Source organism: Diaphorobacter sp. B2A2W2, assembly GCF_056730635.1.
The window spans coordinates 96849-116768 of the sequence record NZ_JBWZOR010000007.1 but is presented as its reverse complement, the minus strand read 5'-3'; the positions used below and the strand labels follow the sequence as shown (position 1 = coordinate 116768).

Genomic DNA, 19920 nt, shown 5'->3' with positions numbered 1-19920 from the left:
CACCAACCTACGGCAATTGCAAATCACAACCCAAGTTTCAGGAGCACCATCATGACCATCGAAATGATCGAGTCCGAAGAGTTCAACCAGGGCACGCAGATCAAGGTGATCGGTGTCGGCGGGGGCGGCGGCAACGCCGTCGAGCACATGATCTCGCGCAACGTGCAGGGCGTGGAGTTCGTCACGGCCAACACCGACGCGCAGGCGCTCACCCGCAGCACGGCGCATCGCACCATCCAACTGGGCGCAAGCGGCTTGGGCGCGGGCAGCAAGCCTGACAAGGGCCGCGAGGCCGCCGAGGCTGCGCAGGAGGACATCCGCCAGGCCATCCAGGGCTCGCACATGCTGTTTATTACCGCCGGCATGGGCGGCGGCACGGGCACGGGCGCTGCGCCCGTGATCGCGCGCGTGGCCAAGGAGATGGGCATCCTCACGGTGGGCGTGGTCACCAAGCCCTTCGACTGGGAGGGCGGGCGCCGCATGAAGAACGCCGACGATGGGCTGGCCGAGCTCGAAGCCAACGTCGACTCGCTGATCGTCGTGCTCAACGAGAAGCTGCTGGAGGTGCTGGGCGATGACATCACCCAGGAAGAAGCCTTCGCGCACGCCAACGATGTGCTCAAGAACGCGGTCGGCGGTATCGCCGAGATCATCAACGAGTACGGCCAGGTGAACGTGGACTTCGAGGACGTGCGCACCGTGATGGGCGAGCCCGGCAAGGCGATGATGGGCACGGCCACGGCCAGCGGCCCGGATCGCGCGCGCATTGCAGCCGAGCAGGCCATCGCCTGCCCGCTGCTCGAAGGCATCGACCTGTCGGGCGCCAAGGGCGTGCTGGTGCTGGTCACGGCAAGCAAGGGCAGCCTCAAGCTGGCCGAATCGCGGCTGGCAATGAACACCATCAACGCCTACGCCTCGCCGGACGCGCATGTGATCTTCGGCGCGGCATACGACGACACGCTGGGCGACGAGATCCGCGTGACCGTGGTGGCCACGGGCCTGTCGCGCCAGAACGCGCGCCGCCAGCCCATGCAGGTGGTGCAGGGCAGCCTGCGCACCGGCACGGACAACGTGGCGTACCAGATGCCGATGGCCGGCGCAGCGGTCGGAGTTTCCGCCGGCATGGTGGGCGGTGCGGCCCAGGCCGACTACGGCAGCATGGCCGTGCCGAGCGTCTGGCGCACCAACCGTTCCGTGGCCACGGCGCGCGTGGATGCGCTGTCTTCGGGCGGCATGGATGAACTGGAGATTCCGGCCTTCCTGCGCAAGCAGGCGGACTGAAGCTCCACCGGCGCCACGACCAAGGTGCCTGAATGAAAAAGCCGCTGGCGTGCCAGCGGCTTTTTCATGTGCGGTCGCGCATCCGCATGACGTGCGCTACACGGCGCGCGCTGGCGCCTGCGGGCGCCGCACGGACCGGCGTCAGAACGATTCCCAGTCGCCGTCGTCCGGGCCGGCGCCGGGCGCTTTGGCGGGCTTGGCCTGTAGCGCGGGTGCCGCGGGAGTGGACAGAGCGCGAGGTGCGCTTGCGGCCGGGCGCGCCGCGGGGGCTGCCGCACGCGTGGTTGTCGTGGCGGGGCGGGGCCGCTGTACCTCGCCCGCCTGCACGCGGAACAGCGCCACCACGTCCGTCAGCTTCATGGCCTGCTCGCGCAGGCTGGCTGCCGCGGCGGTGGATTCCTCCACCAGCGCGGAGTTCTGCTGCGTCATCTGGTCAAGCTGGTGCATGGCGGTGCTGACCTGGGCAATGCCCTGGCTTTGCTCGGAGGTGGCGGCGCGCACTTCGCCAATGATGTCCGTCACCCGCTGAACGCTGCTGACGATCTCGGTCATGGTGCTGCCGGCGCTGTCCACCAGTGTCGTGCCGGAGCGGACCTTTTCCACCGAATCGTTGATCAACGCCTTGATCTCCTTGGCGGCTTGCGCACTGCGCTGCGCGAGCGTGCGGACTTCTCCGGCCACCACGGCAAAGCCCCGGCCTTGTTCGCCGGCGCGCGCGGCCTCTACGGCAGCGTTGAGCGCCAGGATGTTGGTCTGGAAGGCGATACCGTCGATCACGCCGATGATGTCGCTGATCTTGCCGCTGCTGGCGTTGATGCCTTCCATGGTGCTCACCACCTGGGATACCACGTCCCCGCCGCGTGCCGCCACCTGTGCGGCCGATGCGGCCAGTTGGTTGGCGGTCTGGGTGGCGTCGGAGGTCTGGCGCACCGTGCTGGAGAGCTCTTCCATGCTGCTGGCCGTGGCCTGCAGGTTGCTGGCCGTGTCCTCGGTGCGATGGGCCAGGTCGTTGTTGCCCTGCGCGATCTCGCTGGCCGCGGTGGCAATGCTGTCTGAGGCGCTGCGCACCTCGACCACGAGGCGGCGCAGCGAGGCCACCATCTGCGACAGTCCATCCATCAGCGATCCTGCGGGCGCGGGAGGGATGGCGGTGTCCAGATGGCCCTGCGCGACTTCCGACATGACGCTCATGGCGTGGGCGGGTTCGCCGCCGATCTGGCGCACCACCGAGCGGAACACCGCAAACCCGACCACTCCCACGGCAAGGGTGACGAGCGCGACCACCAGCAGGTCGGTCAGCAGCGCCTGGCGCACTGCGGCATCGATATCGTCGGTGTACAGGCCGGAGCCCACCATCCAGTTCCATCCATCGATGCGCACGGCGTATTGCAGCTTGGGTGCGAGCGTCTGCTCGCCAGGGCGCATGAACCTGGCAGAGACATACGCTTTGCCATCCTTGCTGCGCTGCAGTGCGTCCGTGATCTGCTTGAGCAGGTCGTTGCCATCGCCGTCCTTGAGCTTGCCGGCCATGTCCTGGCCTTCCCACTCGGGCTTGATGGGGTGCATCACGCCGCGGCTGTCCATGGTCCAGATGTAGAAATACTCGGTCTTGCCTTCCGCGCCGCCGTAGCGCGACAGGCGCAGGGATTCCTTGGCGGCCTTCTGCGCGTCCTCTACGCTCATCGCGCCCTTGTCGGCCGCTTCCTTGTAAGCGGCGACGATGCTGTGCGCCGTCTGCACGGCGGTGGTCAGGGTTTCCTTGCGGGCGTCGATGATGAGCTTGCGCTCCTGCAGCAACGACAGGGTAGACATCACGATCAGCGCGAGCAGCGCCGTTCCCAGCATGGCAAGAATCTTCATCTTGAGGCTGAGCTTGGTCATGGGGGGCTTTCTCCGAAATTCGCCAAGATGGCGAGTTTTGTGAACATTTATTAACATAATTATCGCATTTGTTCCAATTTTGTTCGGCGACGCGCTCGTTGTCCGTATGTCAGCGCTTCTGCAGATCGACGCGCAGCGCAGGCGGCAAAACGTTTCGCTGCTATCAACGTCATAGAAAAGGGGTACTGCCGGCCCGTGTCTGGCGGCCTAAAATCGGCGGATGCTTCAGCAACGCACCATCAAGACCCTGACCCGCGCCGTTGGCGTAGGCCTGCACAGCGGCCAGCGGGTCGAGTTGACGTTGCGTCCGGCACAGCCGGATACGGGGATCGTGTTCCGCCGCGTAGATCTGCCGGAGCCCGTGGACATTCCCATTACCGCCACGGCTGTCGTGGATACGCGCATGGCCTCGACCATTGGCGCCGGCGGGGCGAAGGTGCATACTGTGGAGCACCTCATGTCGGCCTGCGCAGGGCTGGGGCTGGACAACCTCTACATCGACATCACGGCGGAGGAGGTGCCGATCCTCGACGGATCGTCCGCTTCCTTCGTGTTCCTGCTGCAAAGCGCGGGGGTGGAGTTGCAGAACGCGCCCAAGCGCTTCATACGCGTCAAACGCCCCGTGGAAGTGCGTGAAGGCACGGGCCAGCAGCTCAAGTGGGCGCGGCTGGAGCCCTACCATGGCTTCAAGCTGCGCTTCGACATCGACTTCGCCCACCCCGCCGTGGACTCCACGGGACAGAGCGTGGAGTTCGATCTGGGCGAAGGCAACTACGCGCGCGACATTGCGCGCGCCCGCACCTTCGGCTTCACGAAGGACGTAGAGATGCTGCGCTCCAGTGGCCTGGCGCTGGGTGGCGGGCTGGACAACGCCATCGTCATGGACGACTACAAGGTGCTCAACGCCGATGGCCTGCGCTACGACGCCGAGTTCGCCCGCCACAAGATCCTCGATGCCATGGGCGACCTGTACCTTGTTGGCAAGCCGCTGCTGGCGGCCTATAGCGCCTTCCGCTCGGGCCACGCCATGAACAATCTGCTGTTGCGCGAACTGCTGGCCCATGAGGATGCGTGGGAGATCGTGACCTTCGAGAATGAGCGCCAGGCGCCCGCAGGTTTCACACAGCCGGTGCGTGCCTGGTAACGGACGGGGGACGCGCGCATGTTGATCTTCCGATGGGCTGTCCTTCTGCTGCTGCTGGCTGCCGGCGTGTCGTTTGCCTTTTTTGCCGCTACGGGGCAGCAGCGCTACAAGCGTTTTGGACTGGTCATCGTCAAATGGACCGTCATCGCGGCGTCCATGTTCTTCCTAGTGCTGATCCTCGAGCGTCTGCTGTAAGGCGCCTTGCTGGCGGTCAAGTCGCCTATACTCGGCCCCGCTCCGGGGTGCACGTAACGGCGTGCTGAGATGGCGGACCTGACCGCCGGAACCGCGAACTTGATCTGGTTCATACCAGCGTAAGAAGAGCTGCAGTCGGATAGGGGGAAACGGGTACACCCGCAAGAAGGGTCGTGCTCCGTCCGTCCATCCGATCGATAGCGGAGCACTTCCATCCATCCCGCCGATGAAGGAGCTGCCCGCCATGAATGCCCCCGACAAGTTCGCCAGCCTGCTTGCGCTCACGCGCGAACCCTTTCCCGCTTCCACCAAGTCCTACCTCGCCGGCAGCCAGCCCGGGCTGCGCGTGCCGGTGCGCGACATTCAGCTCACCAACGGCGAAGTGGTGAGCGTGTACGACACGTCCGGCCCCTATACCGATCCTGCCGTGCAGATCGACGTGCGCAAGGGCCTTGCGAGCGTGCGGGGCGAATGGATTGCCGCGCGCGGTGACACCGAGGGCTATGAGGGTCGCGTGCGCAAGGCGCTGGACGACGGCCAGAAGGCCGAGGATGGCGACCGCCTGGCCCAGCTGCGCGCCGAGGCTGCGGCGCTGCAGCGCCAGCCGCTGCGCGCCAGGAGCGGCGCCAACGTCACGCAGATGCACTACGCGAAGAAGGGCATCGTCACTCCCGAGATGGAATACGTGGCCTTGCGCGAGAACGGTCGCCGCGAGTGGATGCAGCAATACATGCAGGACGCCGCGCGCGAGCAGCGCCTGGCCGGCAACCCACTGGGTGCGAGCATTCCGAAAATCATCACGCCCGAGTTCGTGCGCGACGAGGTCGCCCGTGGCCGCGCCATCATTCCCGCCAACATCAACCACCCCGAAGTGGAGCCCATGGCCATCGGGCGCAACTTCAAGGTGAAGATCAACGCCAACATCGGCAACTCCGCCGTCACGTCGAGCATCGAGGAAGAGGTGGAGAAGCTCGTCTGGGCCATCCGCTGGGGCGCCGACAACGTGATGGACCTGTCCACCGGCAAGAACATCCACACCACGCGCGACTGGATCGTGCGCAACTCGCCCGTGCCCATCGGCACGGTGCCTATCTACCAGGCGCTGGAAAAGGTCGGCGGCATTGCCGAGGACCTGACCTGGGAGATCTTCCGCGACACGCTGATCGAGCAGGCCGAGCAGGGCGTGGACTATTTCACCATCCACGCGGGCGTGCGCCTGGCCTACATCCAGCTCACCGCCGCGCGCCGCACGGGCATCGTGTCCCGTGGCGGCTCCATCATGGCCAAGTGGTGCATGGCGCACCACAAGGAGAGCTTCCTCTACACACACTTCGAGGACATTTGCGACATCATGAAGGCGTACGACGTGTCGTTCAGCCTGGGTGATGGCCTGCGTCCGGGCTGCGCCTCGGACGCCAACGACGAGGCTCAGTTCGCCGAGCTGCATACGCTGGGCGAGCTGACGCAGATTGCCTGGAAGCACGACGTGCAGACCATGATCGAAGGCCCCGGCCACGTGCCCATGCACATGATCCAGGCCAACATGACGGAGCAGCTCAAGACCTGCCACGAGGCGCCGTTCTACACCCTGGGCCCGCTGACCATCGACATCGCCCCCGGCTACGACCACATCGCCAGCGCCATCGGCGCCGCCATGATCGGCTGGATGGGCACGGCCATGCTGTGCTACGTGACCCCGAAGGAGCACCTGGGCCTGCCCGACCGCGACGATGTCAAGCAGGGCATCATTGCCTACAAGATCGCGGCCCACGCGGCAGACGTCGCCAAGGGGCATCCGGGTGCCCGTGCGCGCGACGACGCGCTGAGCCAGGCGCGGTTCGACTTCCGCTGGCAGGACCAGTTCAACCTGGGCCTGGACCCCGATACGGCCAAGGAGTACCACGACGAGACCCTGCCCAAGGACAGCGCCAAGGTGGCGCACTTCTGCTCCATGTGCGGGCCGAAGTTCTGCTCGATGAAGATCACGCAGGAAGTGCGCGAATTCGCTCAACAGGGCCTGCAGTCCAAGGCAGAGGAGTTCAACCGCACGGGCGGCGAGCTCTACGTGCCCATCCACCGCGCCGACTGACCCACGCAAAGCCGCCGGCCTGTCATGCCAGGCCGGCTCCAAGTGGCCGTATCAGGCCGCGGCCAGCAGCCGGGTGGGCATGGGCGACGGCAGTGCGTGCGCCAGTTCACCCGGCAGGCGAAAGCGGCTGACCTGCGCCGCCAGCTCATGGGCCTGGCCGCGCAAGCTCTCGGTGGCGGCCGCGGACTCTTCCACGAGGGCGGCGTTCTGCTGGGTCATCTGGTCCAGCCGCGACAGGGCCGAGTGGATGGAGAGGATGTCCTGCTGCTGCGCATGGTGGCTGGAGCGTATGTCGGCCATCGTGCGCGCGGCGTCCTGGATGGCCGCCACCACCTGCGCCATGGTGCGCCCCGCATCAGCGGCCAGGGTGGCGCCGGCATCCACCTGCTGCACGGACGCCTGGATCAATGCCTTGATCTCGCGCGCGGCCTCGGCCGAGCGGTTCGCCAAGCTGCGCACTTCGCTGGCCACTACCGCGAAACCGCGGCCTTGTTCGCCGGCACGTGCGGCTTCCACCGCGGCGTTCAACGCCAAGATGTTGGTCTGGAACGCGATCGAGTCGATCATGCCCGTGATGTCGCCGATCTGGTGCGCGCTGTGGGCCACTTGCTGCATGGTCTGCTCCATGCGCGTCACCACGTTGCTGCCTTCGTGCGCGGCGGCTGCCGCCTGTGCGGCGCGTGCCTCGGCATGCTCGGCGGTCTCGGCCGATTGTTGAACGGCACGTGTCACATGCTCCAGCGCGGCGGCCGTTTCCTGCAGGCTGGCTGCGGCCTCCTCGGTGCGGGTGGACAGGTGGGCGTTGCCGTTGGCCATCTCGGACGAAGCCGTGTGCAGGCTGTGCACGGAGGTGCTCACCTGTCCGGCAAGGCTGCGCAGCGCGGACTGCATGACCGACAGAGACGTCAGCATGTGCCCGGTTTCGTCCCGGTCGTGGCCCACGATGTCCTGGCGCAGGTCCAGCCCCGCAACACGCTGCGCGGTGTCGCTGGCCAGTGCAATGGGCCGCGTGATGCTGCGCACCAGCCACAGCGCGAGCAGGGTGCCCAGCACCAGGGACAGGCTGCCGAACGCCAGCAGCGACCAGCGCGCCCGCAGGCTCCAGCCGCCCACGGCCAGGGCGGCCGTGTCGATGGACTGGCGCTGCGACTGCGTGAGCGCATCCAGCGACCCCAGCAATGCCTGGGACGCGGGCAGGAAGCGCTCGCCATACACCTGCTGAATGCGTGACGTGAGGCCGAAGTCGCGTGCCTGCACCAGTGCGGCCTGGGCCTCGTGGAAGTCGGCGGCCCGCGCCTTCACGCGGGACAGCAGTTCCTCGTCGGCTGTGCCGGCCAGCCGCTGTGCCAGGGTGGCTACCAGCCTGTCGTACTGCTGCTGCGTAGCGGCAATGTCGGCGCCGATGGCTTGCCCCACCTCGGGTTCTGAACTCAAGGCCACGGCCTTGTAGCGCTCGGCATTGATGGCCTGCAGCCGATAGGCGTCGGCTACCAGTCGTTCGTTGGCCACGCTGTGCTGAACCATATCGTCCGTCGATTGGCCGATGTGCCGCAGCGACCACACGCCGATGGCCGAGCCGACCAGACTCAGCGCCAGCACCGTCATGAACAGGCCCAGCAGCCGGCGACCCAGCGGGCCGATGGAAAGAGAGCGGGTAGGGGAAGAAGAGAAGGACATGCGCGTGTTCGGGGTGACCAAAGCCCTAGGGCCGAACCGCACTATGGACAAAGATTGTGACAATATGTTTTCTAGGCATGCCTTGCCGCGTTCCCTAAGCCCCGTCTCACCAGAGACAACGGGACCGTGATTACCCTGCCTTGGGATTGAGCGCTTGCAACATACAGTTGCATTCTGGTCCGCCCACGAGGCGTATCTCTGCCATGGCGTGGAACTTGCACACGCCGGTCATCATGTTCAGCAAAGGAATGCCATGAGGGTTCTGGGGCAGCTTTCCATTCGCGCGCGGCTGTATTTCGCCACGACTTTTTCCCTGGTCCTGCTGACTGCAGTGGGCGCTCTGGGCTACGTTGCGCTCGACCGCTCGCGCACCACGCTGCAAGAGCTGTTTGCGCGCCAGGTGCAAACGCTCACCGACATGGCCGAACTTCGCACCGGCTTGGGGCACCTGCGCCGTGCCGAGAAGGACATCATCATCAACTTCAACAACGCCGTGGAGGTGCAGGCGCTGCGTGAGGGCTGGAGCCGCCAGTTGGATGCGCTGCGCAAGAGCATGGCGCAGGTGCGCGAGGTGCAGGCCGGCAACGTGGAATTCACCGGCGCACTGGACAAAGCGCTGGCCGAGGTCGGGCAGTACGAAGGCGGGCTCGTGCCGATCTTCGACCAGATCGAGCGCGCCCTGCTTGATGGCGCGGGTGCGGGGGCGTATGCCGAGCGTTTCAAGGCCCACATGGACACCACCGATGCCCTGCTGGCCAGCCTGGCCACGCAGGCGCGCGGCCACATGGAAGAGGCGCGCGCCGCCCTGGACCAGCGCACCGCCACCATGTCCACGCTGATTGCTGCAGCCGTGCTGTTGGGGTTGGCGGTGCTCGTTCCGCTGACGTTGTTCAGCGTGCGTTCCATCACGCAATCGCTGGAGCAGGCGCGCGCGCTGGCCGAGCGCATTGCCGCGGGCGACCTGTCGCATGCGGTGCAGTCCCGCCAGCGTGACGAGATCGGCAGCCTCGTCGCTGCCATGGGCCGCATGCAGGATGCGCTGCGCACCCTGGTGGGCCAGGTGCAGCAGGCCGCGGGCAGCATCGCCACGGCAAGTGACGAGATCGCCCTGGGCAACCAGGACCTGAGCCAGCGCACCGAGCAGACCGCCGCCAGCCTGCAGCAGACCGCCTCGTCCATGGAGTTGCTCACCGGCACGGTGCAGCACAGTGCCGAATCGTCCCGCCAGGCCAGCGGGCTCGCGGCCAACGCGGCCGAGGTGGCGGTGCGCGGCGGCGCGGTGGTTGCGCAGGTGGTGCAGACCATGGGCGAGATTTCCGACAGCTCGCGGCGCATCGGCGACATCACGGGCGTGATCGACTCCATCGCGTTCCAGACCAACATCCTGGCACTCAATGCCGCCGTGGAGGCCGCGCGCGCCGGCGAACAGGGCCGGGGCTTCGCCGTCGTGGCCAGCGAGGTGCGCAGCCTGGCGCAACGCAGCGCCGACGCCGCCAAGGAAATCAAGGCGCTGATCGGCGCCTCCGTCGAGCGGGTGGAGGGCGGCTCGCGCCTGGTGGCGCAGGCGGGCGAGACCATGACCGAGATCGTGGCCAGCGTGCGCCGGGTTTCCGACATCGTGGCCGAGATCACCAGCGCGGCCGCCGAGCAGGCGGGCAGCATTGGCCAGGTGGGCCAATCGGTCAGCCACCTGGATCAGATGACGCAGCAGAACGCCGCGCTGGTGGAAGAGTCCGCAGCCGCGTCGCAGTCGCTGCGCGACCAGGCGGGCCGACTGACCGAGGCGGTCAGCCGCTTCAAGCTGCAGGGCGGCGCGCCGCAGCCGGGGGCCGTGGCGTTGGCGCGCGCAACCACCGCTCCGGAAATGGCGGAGAAGGACGTTGGCTTGCCCGCGCTTGCTGCGTAGGGAAAGGCCCCAGAGGCAAGGGCCGCGTTCAGTCGTTCAGTAACTGCGCCCGGCCTTGTACATGGCGTGCTGGCGCCGCGTGAGCTGCGCGACCTCGCCCACGCGGGCCATGGCCGCGCCGGCGTGCGCGTGGGTGATGGCCAGGCCCAGGGCGTCGGCGGCATCGGTGCCCGGCAGGCCGGGCAACTCCAGCAGACGGCGCACCATCTCCTGCACCTGCGACTTGGCCGCGCGGCCGTGGCCTACCACGGCCTTCTTCATCTGCAGCGCGGTGTATTCGGCCACGGGCAGATTGGCATTCACCAGCGCGGTGAGCGCCGCGCCGCGCGCCTGGCCCAGCAGCAGTGTGGACTGCGGGTTGACGTTGACGAAGATGATTTCCACCGCCGCCGTGCTGGGCTGGTAGCGCGCGGCCACTTCGCTCACGCCATCGAACAGCACCTTGAGCCGGCCCGGCAGATCCCCCAGCGCGAGGCCCGTGGCGCGCCCCGTGGTGCGGATGGTGCCGCTGGCCACGTAGCGCAGGCGATGGCCGTCCACGTCCACCACGCCGAAGCCCGTGGTCTGCAGTCCGGGGTCGATGCCAAGGATTCTCATGGACTATTAAATTTATAGCTGTTCGCGCTTGCTGCTATTGGTTTTGAGGCCGATTTTGCTTGTATGAATGACATGTGGTTCAGGGCAACTCGCTGCGCCCCATGCGCGCCAGCAGCGCGCGCGTGCGCCCGGCCAGGTAGGCCGAGCCGGGCGCCTTCTCGAAGCGTTTGGGCGCCGGCAGCATCACGGCCAGGCGCGCGGCCTCGGGCGCGGTGAGCTGGCGTGCGCTCTTGCCGAAGTAGCGCTGCGCGGCGGCCTCGGCGCCGAACACGCCTGCCCCCCATTCCACGTTGTTCAGGTAGATCTCCAGGATGCGCTGCTTGGGCAGGAGCTGCTCCAGCGCCAGAGTGAGCACGAATTCCTGCCCCTTGCGCACCAGGTTGCGCTCGCCCGACAGCAGCAGGTTCTTGGCCAGTTGCTGGGTGATGGTGGAGCCGCCGCGGATCTTGGGCGCGCGCCCCGTGGCCGACGGCCGGGCGGCCAGCTGCGCCTCGATGCGCGCATTGCGCTCCCAGGCCTTTTCGATGGCATCCCAGTCCACGCCGTCGTGGTTGACGAAGTTATCGTCCTCCGATGCGACCACCGCGCGCTTGAGGTGGTCGGATATCTGTGCGTACGGCACCCACTGCTGGCGCCAGCGCACGCCGCTGCCTTGGGACCATTGCGCCCAGGCCTCTGACCGCTGGAAGGTGGTGGATTCCGGGTCGATCACCGCCATGGCCGCGATGCGCGCCACGAAGAACAGCTGCAGCGCCAGCAGTGCCAGCAGCACCAGCATGCACCAGCGCAGTGCGCCCCGCATGCCTCAGGCCCCCGCGGCGATGGCCGCGCGCAGCTCCTGCAGCACCGGGGCCGACGGCGGGCGCACGCCGCGCCAGAGCAGGAACGCCTCGGCCGCCTGCTCCACCAGCATGCCCAGTCCGTCGCGCGCGGTGGCGCCGTGGGCCGTGGCCCAGTCCAGAAAGGGCTGCGCCGCGGGGCCGTACATCATGTCGTAGGCCAGGCTGCCGGGGCGCAGCACGCTGGCGGGCACGGGCACCGGGCCGCCTTCCAGGCTGCTGGCCGTGGCGTTGATGATTATGTCGAAATCGGCCCCTGGCGCTTGCATGTCCAGCGCCAGTAGCTCTGTTTTTTGTAGCGCTGCGAGCGCGGCGTGGCTGTCCACCAGTGCCTGGGCGCGCGCGGGCGTGCGGTTCACGACGGCGATGCGCCGGGGGTGCTGCCGCAGCAGCGGGCCCAGCACGCCGGCGGCCGCGCCGCCCGCGCCCACCAGCAACACGTCGCGCCCGGCGAGTGGAGCGCCCGCGCCTTGCGTGATGTCGGCCACCAGGCCCAGGCCGTCGGTGTTGTCGGCATGGATGTTGCCGCCGTCGAACACGAGGGTATTGGCCGCGCCGGCCAACTGCACGCGCTCGCTGCGCGTGGTGGCCAGCTGCGCGGCCTCCAGCTTGAACGGCACGGTGATGTTGCAGCCGCGCCCGCCTTCGGCGGCGAAGCTCTGCAGCGCCTGGGCGAAGCCGTCCAGCGGAACCAGGCGGCGCTCGTAGTGCAGCGACTGGCCCGTCAGTTGGGCAAAGCGCGCGTGGATCCACGGCGAGCGGCTATGGGCGATGGGGTTGCCCATCACGCAGTAGAGGTCGGCGGCGGCGGTCATCAGCGCAGGTCGGTTTCCAGGGTCTGGTCGCGCGTGAACTTGAAGCGCGAGACCACGGCGATCTGATCGGCCTTGGCGCGCATCGCCGGGCCGAAGTGGCCAAAGGGCCCCGCGGCGCGGGCGATGGCCTCGGCGCGGCGGTCCAGCAGGCGGTTGCCCGAGCCCTGCACCACCTCGGTGGCCAGCACGCGGCCGTCATGGTTCACGGTCAGGATCATGATCAGCTCGCCGTAGAGCTTCTTGCCGCCCTGCTCGGGGAAGTTCTGCGTGCCCTTGTCCTCGACCTTGCGGCGCAGCGCGTCGTAGTACACGGCGTACACCTCTTCGCGCGTGGCGGGGCTGATGTAGCGCTTGCGCGGGCGGGCGTTTTCCTCGTTGATGCGCTTTTCGATCTCGGCCAGCAGCTTCACCAGCTGGCGGCGCTTTTCGTCCTGGGCCTGGCTGTCGGTGCTCTGGCTGGGTTTGCGCGGGTCGGGCTCGGGCAGCACGGCGAGCTGCTTGCGCAACTGGGCCAGCATCTGGGTCTGCTGCTCCAGCATCTGGTCCATCTTGCGCTGGGCTTCCTCCAGGTCGTCGCCGATCGTGGTGAGGGCCGAGTAGGGCAGGGGGCTGGTGGCGCGTCCCTTGGCGGCCTCGCCGCCACCGGCCAGCGACGCCTGCGCGATGGCCTGCGCCTTGTCGGGGCGCTCGTTGGACTGCGCGTTGACCAGGATCACCTCCAGCGGCGTGTCCTGGAACACGCGGTTGAAGCTCTCGGGGTCCACGAAGCGCACCGTGAGCAGTGCGGCATGCACGGCGATGGAGACGCCCAGCGCGATCTGCAGCGTCGTCAGGCGTTGAAGCAGGGTGGAGATTTTCATCGTCGGGCCGCCATCACTGCAGGCCGCGGCGCCCCTGTGGGGCGGCGCGCTGCATGGCGGTGGAGCAAGGGAGCGGTTGTCACGGCGCCCGATTATCAGCGGTGCCGCCGGCGCCCTCGCCCTCGGCCTCGTTGACATCGACCGCGATGGCGATCGGGCCGGCCACGGCCTCCTCGTCGCCCTCGTCCTCGTCCACCGGGCCGTCGTCGCTGGCATCCAGCGGGTCGTCCAGGCGCGCCACCAGGGTGCCCGCCACGTCCAGCGTGATCTCGTCGATCTCGCCGAGCTTGACGCGCACGCGTGCGCCGCGCGGCAGCTGCTGCGCGCCCAGCACGGGCAGCACCAGTGGCAGGGTGTCGGCGCGCACCAGGAAGCTGCCGTTCGGCCCTTCCTTGAACACGGTGGCGTCCAGCTCGGCGATCTGGTTCTGCTGCAGGTACTTGAGCGTCCAGAAGCGCTCCATGCCGGCCTGGTAGCCGTTGTAGGCGCTGTAGGCGGCATCGAAGCTGCTGATGATGGAGAACAGCTCCGCGTCCTTGGGCTTGAACGGTGCGGCCAGTGCAGCGGTCTTGCCGTGGCGCGCGCAGGCAATGATCTGCCACTGGTTCACCAGGTCCACGTAGCGGCGCAGCGGCGAGGTGGCCCAGGCGTAGCTCTTCACGCCGATGCCGGCGTGCGGCAGCGCCTTGGTGGACATGCGCACCTTCACACCGGGCGCCAGGCTCGCCTGGCTGCGGTAGATGCCCGGCACGCCGTGCTCGGCCAGCATGTTGCCCCAGGTGCTGTTGGCGACGATGGCGGCCTCGGCCACGATCAGGTCCAGCGGCGCGCCGCGCTTGCGGGTGCCGATGTGCACCTGTTCGCTGCCATCGGGCTCGGCGCCGTCGTTGCGGGGCTTGTGGGCCCCCACGCTTGCCGCTTCGCTGGCTGCGCTGCCCCCCGCGGGGGCGTTCGCGCCTTCGGGCGGCCGGGCGGCGCTCAGGCGGAAGGTGTAGTCCGGCCGGTTGAAGGTCTCCGGCTTGCCGCGCACCACCTCGCGCTGGGCCTTCAGGCTTTTCGCCAGGCGGTGCAAAAAGGAGAGCTGCTCGCGCAGATCCAGCAAGGCCTGTGGCGTGTTTTTATGTTGAATGGTTGGGTCGGCCAACCACTCTTCCGTCACGATGTGGTCGAGCTGGTCGTGGCGCAGGTTCACCGTCACGGGCACGCGCTCCAGGCGCGTCTCGGTGGCGGTGATGGCCAGCGTGGCCTCGTCGATCGTCACATACAGCGACACGGCCGGGTTGGCGCGCCCCTCGTCCAGCGTGTAGATCTGCACCACCTCGTCGGGCAGCATGGTGATCTTGTAGCCCGGCATGTAGACGGTGGACAGGCGCGTGCGCCCCAGCTTGTCCAGGTCGCCCCCGGGCTGGATCGCCAGGCCCGGCGCTGCAATGTGGATGCCCAGCGTCACGGTGCCGGTGCCCAGGCCCTGTACCGACAGGGCGTCGTCGATCTCGGTGGTGGCCGAATCGTCGATGGAATAGGCCTGTACATCCGCCAGCGGCAGGTCGGCCGGCGGCTGGGGTGCCGCCAGCGGGGGAAAGCCCGTGCCCTTGGGGAAGTTGTCGAACAAAAACCGCTTCCAGTGGAACTGGTAGCTGGAGTCGATCGCACCCGCGGCCTGCAACAGGTCCAACGGAGCCTTCTGCGCGCTGCGGCTGGCCTCGACCACGGCCTTGTACTCGGGCGCGTTCTTGTCGGGGCGGAACAGAATTTTGTAGAGCTGCTCGCGCACGGGCTGCGGGCAGGTGCCGGCGACGAGTTCGGCGGCCCAGGCGTCGATCTGCGCCTGGATCTGCTTCTTCTTCTCGATGGCGGCGAGGGCCTGCTGCAGCACCTCGGCCGACGCCTTGCGAAAACGCCCCTTGCCCGCGCGGCGGAAGTAGTGCGGCGCCTCGAACAGCGCCACCAGCATGCCGGCTTGCTCGGTCACTGGCGCCTGGGCAGAAAAATAGTCGCGCGCCAACTCGGCGAAGCCGAACTCCTCCTCGGGCGCGAACTCCCAGGCCAGCGGAAGCTCCACGCCGGCGGCGATCTCGCGCGCCTGCGCCAGCAGCTCGGCCGGGGCGGGCTTGTCGAACTTCAACAGGATGTTGGCGGCCTTGACCTTGACGCGTTTACCCGAGTCGAGCTCAATCTGTGCCGAGCTTTCGGCTTCGGAGAGGATGCGGCCGGCCAGGAACTTGCCGGCTTCGTCGAACAGTGCATGCATAGGGGCGCGATTTTCCCATGGCGGCGGGCAGCGCCCCTGTTCGCGGCAGGTGATTGCGGGTGTTTGTCACGCCAGGCCTTCGGCGTGCGTCCAATGGGCAAGGGGTCTCAACGAAAGCGAGGCGAGCCATGCACCCATCCGAGGACTTACCGCAGGCGGCGGTTGTCACTGCCATCCCCACCGCCGACCGTGCGGCGGACGCGGCCTTGGTGGCCCGCGCCCTCGCCGGCGAGGCGGGAGCCTTCGCCGCCATCATGCGGCGCCACAACCGGCTGATGTTTCGCGCCGCGCGCGGCGTGGTGCATGACGACGCCGAGGCGCAGGACGTGGTGCAGGAGGCCTATTTGCGCGCCTTCACGCGGCTGCGGGCCTTCCGCGGCGATGCCGCGCTGGGCACCTGGCTGGCGCGCATCTGCCTGCGCACGGCCTTGGACGTCTTGCGCCGGCGTGCGCGCAGCGTGGCCATCGACCCCGCGCAGGCCAGCGACCAGGAGCCGCAGCCGGAGGATGCCATGTCCTATTTCGCCCCGCCCGACGACGCGCCCGACCAGGCACTTGCGCGTGCCCAGTTGCGCGCCCTGCTGGAGTCGGCCGTGCACAGCCTGCCGCCGCTGTACCGCAGCGTGTTCCTCCTGCGTGCCGTGCAGGAGATGAGCGTGCAGGAGGCGGCCTTCTGCCTGGACATCAGCGAAGAGCTGGTGCGCACCCGCTACCTGCGTTCGCGCGCCATGTTGCGCGACGCGCTGGGCGCGCGGGTGGAAGCCTGCGCCGACAGCGTCTTTCCGTTTGCGGGCGCGCGCTGCGACCAGGTCGTGCAGCAGGTGCTGGACGCACTGGCGCGGCGCGGGCTGCTGGCCTGACGGGCCGGCGCCACCCCGCCCACGCCTATGGCCCGTGCGCCGCTGTGCGCCGCGCCGATTACCCGCGCCGCCGGCGCGGCCCTTGTCCCTTTCTTCAAGGAGATGACCATGAACCGCTCTTCCTTCTTCCTGCCTCCTTCTTCTACTTCTGCACTGCTCGCGCGCCGCCGCACGGTGGGCACGGCCGTGCTCTCGGCCTCGGCCGTGGCGTTGCTGGGTGGGCGCGACGCGCTGGCCGCCGCTGCCAAGACCGATGCGCGACAGCATGAGGCCGACGTGCGCATCCTTAACACCGCACTGGCGGCGGAGTACGAGGCCGTGGCCGCCTACCAGGTGGGCGCCGAGAGCGGTCTGCTCACCTCCGGCGTGCTGCCCCTGGCGCAGCAGTTCCAGGGCCACCACAAGGAGCATGCCGACGCGATCGCCGGCGCCGTGCAGAAGATGGGCGGCAAGCCCGTGCAGGCCAAGGCGCAGTACGGCTTCCCGACCGACAAGCTCAAGGCCGAAGCCGACGTGCTGCGCTTTGCCGCCGGACTGGAGCGCGGCGCCGTGTCGGCCTACCTGGGCGCGGTGCCGCTGTTTGCCGACCGCGCCCTGGCGCAGGTGGCCGCCAGCATCCTGGGCGACGAGGCCATGCACTGGGCCGTGCTGCGCCAGGCCCTGGGTGAGGCGCCGGTGCCCTCGGCGTTCATGTCATGACCCGAGTCCAGGCGGGTGGGCGTAGGCGGGCCTGGGCATTGGTGGGCGGATTGGCGCTTGGTGCTGCGGGCATGGCGGTCGCCGGGCCCGCGCCGGCAACGCCAGCGCCGGCCGCGCCCCAGCCCATGGCGCCTGACGCAGCCCAGCTGGCACGCGGCCAGCAGATCTACGCGCGCTGCGCGGGGTGCCACGCCATCGAGGGCCACCGCACGGGACCGCAGCACTGCGGCCTGTTCGGCCGCCGCGCGGGCACGGCGCCGGGGTTCGACGGCTACTCCCAGGCCATGAAGGCCAGCGGCATCGTCTGGGACGAGCGCACGCTGCAGCGCTTCCTGAAGGACCCGCCAGCCACCGTGCCCGGCACGTCCATGGGCTACGCAGGCGTGAAGGACGATGGCGAGCGTGCGGCGCTCATCGCCTGGCTGCGCCAGGCCACGCAGCCGGGGAGCTCCTGCACGCCCAGGTAGTCCATTGCTCTTCCTTTGATAGCTACCATCGCTTGCTGAAAAAGCGCTGGAGGCATTTTTGGCTTGAAGTGCGGCTGGTGCCATGGCGGCGCCTATGATGGGCGCCACCATGACGTCCACGATCGCCTTTGCACCACCACCCCGCCATGCGTCCTGATTTCACGCCGCTGGCGATTTTGGCGATGGCGCTGCCCTTCGTCTTTGGCATTACCGAGGCTCCGTATTCCAACTTTTGGCCGCTGCTGGCCAGCGGCGCCTGCGCCTGGCTGCTGGCGGCGCTGGCCTGGTGCGGCGCCTGGCGTCCCAGTGCCGCGCGCCTGGGCGCCCATCTGGCGGCGGGTCTGCTGCTGGCGGCGCTGGTGGCCGCGGGTATCGGCCTGGTGCAGTTCTTCATGGGCGACCCGGGGTGGGCGCCGTGGGTGCATGCCTCCAGTCCGGGCCTGGCCTTCGGCAACTTGCGCCAGCGCAACCAGCAGGCCACGTTGCTGGCGCTGGGCGTGTGGGCGCTGCTGTGGTGGGTGGCGCGCCTGCAGGAGCAGGTGGACGGCAACCCGGTGCTGGCAGGGCGCGGCGCGCGCTGGCCGGTGCTGGCGGCGGTCGCGGTGCCCTGGGCCATGGTGCTGCTGGCCACTGCGGGCGCGGCCACGGCCTCGCGCACGGGGGCGCTGGAGTGGCTGGTGGTGTTGGCGCTGCTCGTCGTGTGGCGGCGCAGCAGCGGCGCACTGGCGCTCGGCATGGCCGGCGTGGGGCTGGCGGTCTATGCGGTGGCCGCGTGGGGCTTGCCGCAGCTGCTGCTGCGGTGGACGGGCATGCGCATGGACGGCCTGTTCATGCGGATGGCCGATGGCTCCCAGACCTGCGTCGGCCGCGCTACGCTATGGTCCAACGTGCTGGAGCTGATCGCCCAGCGGCCCTGGGCCGGCTGGGGCTGGGGCGAGCTGGACTACGCGCACTACATCCACCCGTTTGCGGGAGAGCGTTTTTGCGTGCTGCTGGACAACGCCCACAACCTGCCACTGCATCTGGCGGTGGAACTGGGCCTGCCGGCTGCGCTGCTGCTGTGCGGCGTGCCGCTGTGGGCCGCGCTGCGCGCGCGCCCCTGGCGAGAGGCGCAGCCCCACCGCCAACTGGCCTGGGGCGTGCTGGCCCTTGTGGGCGTGCACAGCCTGCTGGAGTTCCCGCTGTGGTACGGGCCGTTCCAACTGGCCACCGCGCTGGCCGTGCTGGTGCTGCTGGCGCCCTGGCTGTCGCGTGCGGCGCGCTGGCGCCCCGTGGGTGCGGTGGTGGCGGGCGTGGCACTGCTGGCGGCCCCGGCCATGGGGTTCGTGCTGGTGCGCGACTACGCGCGCGTGAGCGTGCTGTACCGTCCCACGGCCGAGCGGCCCGCGGCGCTGCGCGCGCTGACGGCTGCCGACGCGGCGCGGCAGGTGTGGTTCTTCCGTGCGCCAGCGCAGTTCGCGCAGCTCACCACTGCGGCGGTTACGCCCGCCAATGCGGCCGAGATGCATGCCCTGGCGTTGCAACTGCTGCACTACTCGCCCGAGCCGCGCGTGATCGAGAAGCTCATCGCCAGCGCGCGGCTGCTGGGCCGCGAGGACGAGGTGGCGCTGCACACCGACCGCTACCGCCGCGCCTATCCGTACGACTTCGGGCGCTGGCAGCGCGGCCAGCCTTCCGGTGGCCCGCCGCTGGAACACTGATCAGACCAGGTCGCAGAACGCCAGCACCTCGGGCAGGTGCCGGACGAAGTCGCTCAGCGCGTGGTCGCCGCCGGGCAGTATGCGCTGGGTGGCTTGCGGGTAGCGCGCGACCATCTCGCGCCAGTCCAGCAGTTCGTCACCCTGCGCGGCGATCAGCAGCTCCGGCCCCGCGGGCGGCAGGTGGCGCACGTCCAGCGCTTGCAGCTCGGCGATGTACTCGGGGCGGAAGAAGAACCGCTCTTCGGGGTTGTGCCACGCGGTCTGCTCGCCGATGTAGCGTTCCAGGTTGCGGGCGGGGTGGACGGCGGGGTTGAGTAGCACGCTGGCGCAGCGCGCCTGTTGCGCCACCCAGCTGGCGTAGTAGCCGCCGAGCGACGAGCCGACCACCGCCATGCCCGGTCCCTGCGGCCAGGTGGCGATGCCGCCTGCGACCAGCGCCATCGCCGCGCGCGGCGAAGGGGGCAGCTGTGGACACCAGAACGTCACGCCCGGGTGGTGCTGCGCCACGTGCGCGGCCACCTGGCGGGCCTTGGTGGACTGGGGCGAGGAGCGAAAGCCGTGCAGGTACAGCAGGTGGGTGGTGGGCATGGCTGTCAGCGTCGGCGCTGTCGAAAGGCAAATGCCGGTCCGGCGGCGGTTTTTGGTGGATGATGCGTGGA

Annotated in this window: 17 protein-coding genes and 1 riboswitch; of the genes, 9 read left to right on the top strand and 8 right to left on the bottom strand. The window is 68.6% G+C overall.

Annotated features, from left to right (window positions below):
- Positions 1–51 precede the first annotated feature (51 nt).
- The gene (gene ftsZ / locus AC1PPL_RS13130; RefSeq protein ID WP_011806759.1) at positions 52–1281 is read left to right on the top strand and encodes a cell division protein FtsZ; all 1230 of its coding nucleotides are present in this window, start codon (positions 52–54) and stop codon (positions 1279–1281) included.
- Between the two features lie 141 nt (positions 1282–1422).
- Here the strand turns inward: ftsZ and AC1PPL_RS13125 are convergent, their stop codons facing one another.
- A complete protein-coding gene (locus tag AC1PPL_RS13125) occupies positions 1423–3162 on the bottom strand; it encodes a methyl-accepting chemotaxis protein (RefSeq protein WP_479973471.1) in 1740 nt (579 codons plus the stop codon).
- 220 nt (positions 3163–3382) lie between these two features.
- On the opposite strand from AC1PPL_RS13125, the gene lpxC reads away from it, so the two are divergent.
- The 3 genes from lpxC to thiC all read left to right on the top strand — a co-directional run bounded on the left by lpxC (position 3383) and on the right by thiC (position 6590).
- Positions 3383–4306, top strand: coding sequence for a UDP-3-O-acyl-N-acetylglucosamine deacetylase (gene lpxC, locus AC1PPL_RS13120; protein WP_088888345.1), 924 nt, complete (start codon positions 3383–3385; stop codon positions 4304–4306).
- A gap of 18 nt (positions 4307–4324) precedes the next feature.
- Complete coding sequence (locus AC1PPL_RS13115) at positions 4325–4501, top strand: hypothetical protein (RefSeq protein WP_011806756.1); 177 nt, start codon at positions 4325–4327, stop codon at positions 4499–4501.
- Positions 4502–4534: 33 nt separating this feature from the next.
- Positions 4535–4644: riboswitch (TPP riboswitch) on the top strand.
- A 101-nt stretch (positions 4645–4745) separates the two neighbouring features.
- Positions 4746–6590, top strand: a complete 1845-nt coding sequence (thiC, locus tag AC1PPL_RS13110) for a phosphomethylpyrimidine synthase ThiC (RefSeq protein WP_252101990.1) — start codon at positions 4746–4748, stop codon at positions 6588–6590.
- Between the two features lie 51 nt (positions 6591–6641).
- Here thiC and AC1PPL_RS13105 read toward each other — a convergent pair whose 3' ends face one another.
- Positions 6642–8267 (bottom strand): methyl-accepting chemotaxis protein, encoded by a 1626-nt coding sequence (locus tag AC1PPL_RS13105; RefSeq protein WP_479973470.1) that lies wholly within the window; start codon positions 8265–8267, stop codon positions 6642–6644.
- A 253-nt stretch (positions 8268–8520) separates the two neighbouring features.
- On the opposite strand from AC1PPL_RS13105, the gene AC1PPL_RS13100 reads away from it, so the two are divergent.
- Positions 8521–10173, top strand: a complete 1653-nt coding sequence (locus AC1PPL_RS13100; protein ID WP_312129554.1) for a methyl-accepting chemotaxis protein — start codon at positions 8521–8523, stop codon at positions 10171–10173.
- Positions 10174–10209: 36 nt separating this feature from the next.
- Here AC1PPL_RS13100 and ruvC read toward each other — a convergent pair whose 3' ends face one another.
- From ruvC to AC1PPL_RS13075, 5 genes are all read right to left on the bottom strand, one after another.
- The gene (gene ruvC / locus AC1PPL_RS13095) at positions 10210–10770 is read right to left on the bottom strand and encodes a crossover junction endodeoxyribonuclease RuvC (RefSeq protein ID WP_015914253.1); all 561 of its coding nucleotides are present in this window, start codon (positions 10768–10770) and stop codon (positions 10210–10212) included.
- Positions 10771–10849: 79 nt separating this feature from the next.
- The gene (gene mtgA / locus AC1PPL_RS13090; RefSeq protein ID WP_123676134.1) at positions 10850–11572 is read right to left on the bottom strand and encodes a monofunctional biosynthetic peptidoglycan transglycosylase; all 723 of its coding nucleotides are present in this window, start codon (positions 11570–11572) and stop codon (positions 10850–10852) included.
- A gap of 3 nt (positions 11573–11575) precedes the next feature.
- The gene (aroE, locus tag AC1PPL_RS13085) at positions 11576–12424 is read right to left on the bottom strand and encodes a shikimate dehydrogenase (protein ID WP_287923685.1); all 849 of its coding nucleotides are present in this window, start codon (positions 12422–12424) and stop codon (positions 11576–11578) included.
- Positions 12424–13284: an energy transducer TonB gene (locus tag AC1PPL_RS13080; protein ID WP_015914250.1), complete on the bottom strand. Its 861-nt coding sequence runs from the start codon at positions 13282–13284 to the stop codon at positions 12424–12426. The genes aroE and AC1PPL_RS13080 overlap by 1 nt, the downstream gene beginning before the upstream one ends.
- A gap of 79 nt (positions 13285–13363) precedes the next feature.
- Positions 13364–15535, bottom strand: a complete 2172-nt coding sequence (locus AC1PPL_RS13075) for a ribonuclease catalytic domain-containing protein (protein ID WP_479973469.1) — start codon at positions 15533–15535, stop codon at positions 13364–13366.
- A gap of 128 nt (positions 15536–15663) precedes the next feature.
- On the opposite strand from AC1PPL_RS13075, the gene AC1PPL_RS13070 reads away from it, so the two are divergent.
- From AC1PPL_RS13070 to AC1PPL_RS13055, 4 genes are all read left to right on the top strand, one after another.
- Positions 15664–16395: an RNA polymerase sigma factor gene (locus AC1PPL_RS13070; protein ID WP_479973468.1), complete on the top strand. Its 732-nt coding sequence runs from the start codon at positions 15664–15666 to the stop codon at positions 16393–16395.
- Between the two features lie 108 nt (positions 16396–16503).
- Positions 16504–17094 (top strand): ferritin-like domain-containing protein, encoded by a 591-nt coding sequence (locus AC1PPL_RS13065; RefSeq protein ID WP_479973467.1) that lies wholly within the window; start codon positions 16504–16506, stop codon positions 17092–17094.
- A 71-nt stretch (positions 17095–17165) separates the two neighbouring features.
- On the top strand, positions 17166–17561 hold the full coding sequence (locus AC1PPL_RS13060) for a c-type cytochrome (protein WP_479973502.1): 396 nt from the start codon (positions 17166–17168) through the stop codon (positions 17559–17561).
- A 146-nt stretch (positions 17562–17707) separates the two neighbouring features.
- Positions 17708–19261: a Wzy polymerase domain-containing protein gene (locus AC1PPL_RS13055; RefSeq protein ID WP_479973466.1), complete on the top strand. Its 1554-nt coding sequence runs from the start codon at positions 17708–17710 to the stop codon at positions 19259–19261.
- Here the strand turns inward: AC1PPL_RS13055 and AC1PPL_RS13050 are convergent, their stop codons facing one another.
- Positions 19262–19849, bottom strand: a complete 588-nt coding sequence (locus AC1PPL_RS13050; protein WP_479973465.1) for a YqiA/YcfP family alpha/beta fold hydrolase — start codon at positions 19847–19849, stop codon at positions 19262–19264.
- Between the last annotated feature and the right edge of the window lie 71 nt (positions 19850–19920).

What these genes read in the sequence shown, in the direction of transcription:
- ftsZ (WP_011806759.1), top strand. Translation starts at nt 52, where the DNA reads ATGACCATCGAAATGATCGAGTCCGAAGAGTTCAACCAGGGCACGCAG.
- AC1PPL_RS13125 (WP_479973471.1), bottom strand. Translation starts at nt 3,162, where the DNA reads ATGACCAAGCTCAGCCTCAAGATGAAGATTCTTGCCATGCTGGGAACG.
- lpxC (WP_088888345.1), top strand. Translation starts at nt 3,383, where the DNA reads ATGCTTCAGCAACGCACCATCAAGACCCTGACCCGCGCCGTTGGCGTA.
- AC1PPL_RS13115 (WP_011806756.1), top strand. Translation starts at nt 4,325, where the DNA reads ATGTTGATCTTCCGATGGGCTGTCCTTCTGCTGCTGCTGGCTGCCGGC.
- thiC (WP_252101990.1), top strand. Translation starts at nt 4,746, where the DNA reads ATGAATGCCCCCGACAAGTTCGCCAGCCTGCTTGCGCTCACGCGCGAA.
- AC1PPL_RS13105 (WP_479973470.1), bottom strand. Translation starts at nt 8,267, where the DNA reads ATGTCCTTCTCTTCTTCCCCTACCCGCTCTCTTTCCATCGGCCCGCTG.
- AC1PPL_RS13100 (WP_312129554.1), top strand. Translation starts at nt 8,521, where the DNA reads ATGAGGGTTCTGGGGCAGCTTTCCATTCGCGCGCGGCTGTATTTCGCC.
- ruvC (WP_015914253.1), bottom strand. Translation starts at nt 10,770, where the DNA reads ATGAGAATCCTTGGCATCGACCCCGGACTGCAGACCACGGGCTTCGGC.
- mtgA (WP_123676134.1), bottom strand. Translation starts at nt 11,572, where the DNA reads ATGCGGGGCGCACTGCGCTGGTGCATGCTGGTGCTGCTGGCACTGCTG.
- aroE (WP_287923685.1), bottom strand. Translation starts at nt 12,424, where the DNA reads ATGACCGCCGCCGCCGACCTCTACTGCGTGATGGGCAACCCCATCGCC.
- AC1PPL_RS13080 (WP_015914250.1), bottom strand. Translation starts at nt 13,284, where the DNA reads ATGAAAATCTCCACCCTGCTTCAACGCCTGACGACGCTGCAGATCGCG.
- AC1PPL_RS13075 (WP_479973469.1), bottom strand. Translation starts at nt 15,535, where the DNA reads ATGCATGCACTGTTCGACGAAGCCGGCAAGTTCCTGGCCGGCCGCATC.
- AC1PPL_RS13070 (WP_479973468.1), top strand. Translation starts at nt 15,664, where the DNA reads ATGCACCCATCCGAGGACTTACCGCAGGCGGCGGTTGTCACTGCCATC.
- AC1PPL_RS13065 (WP_479973467.1), top strand. Translation starts at nt 16,504, where the DNA reads ATGAACCGCTCTTCCTTCTTCCTGCCTCCTTCTTCTACTTCTGCACTG.
- AC1PPL_RS13060 (WP_479973502.1), top strand. Translation starts at nt 17,166, where the DNA reads ATGGCGGTCGCCGGGCCCGCGCCGGCAACGCCAGCGCCGGCCGCGCCC.
- AC1PPL_RS13055 (WP_479973466.1), top strand. Translation starts at nt 17,708, where the DNA reads ATGCGTCCTGATTTCACGCCGCTGGCGATTTTGGCGATGGCGCTGCCC.
- AC1PPL_RS13050 (WP_479973465.1), bottom strand. Translation starts at nt 19,849, where the DNA reads ATGCCCACCACCCACCTGCTGTACCTGCACGGCTTTCGCTCCTCGCCC.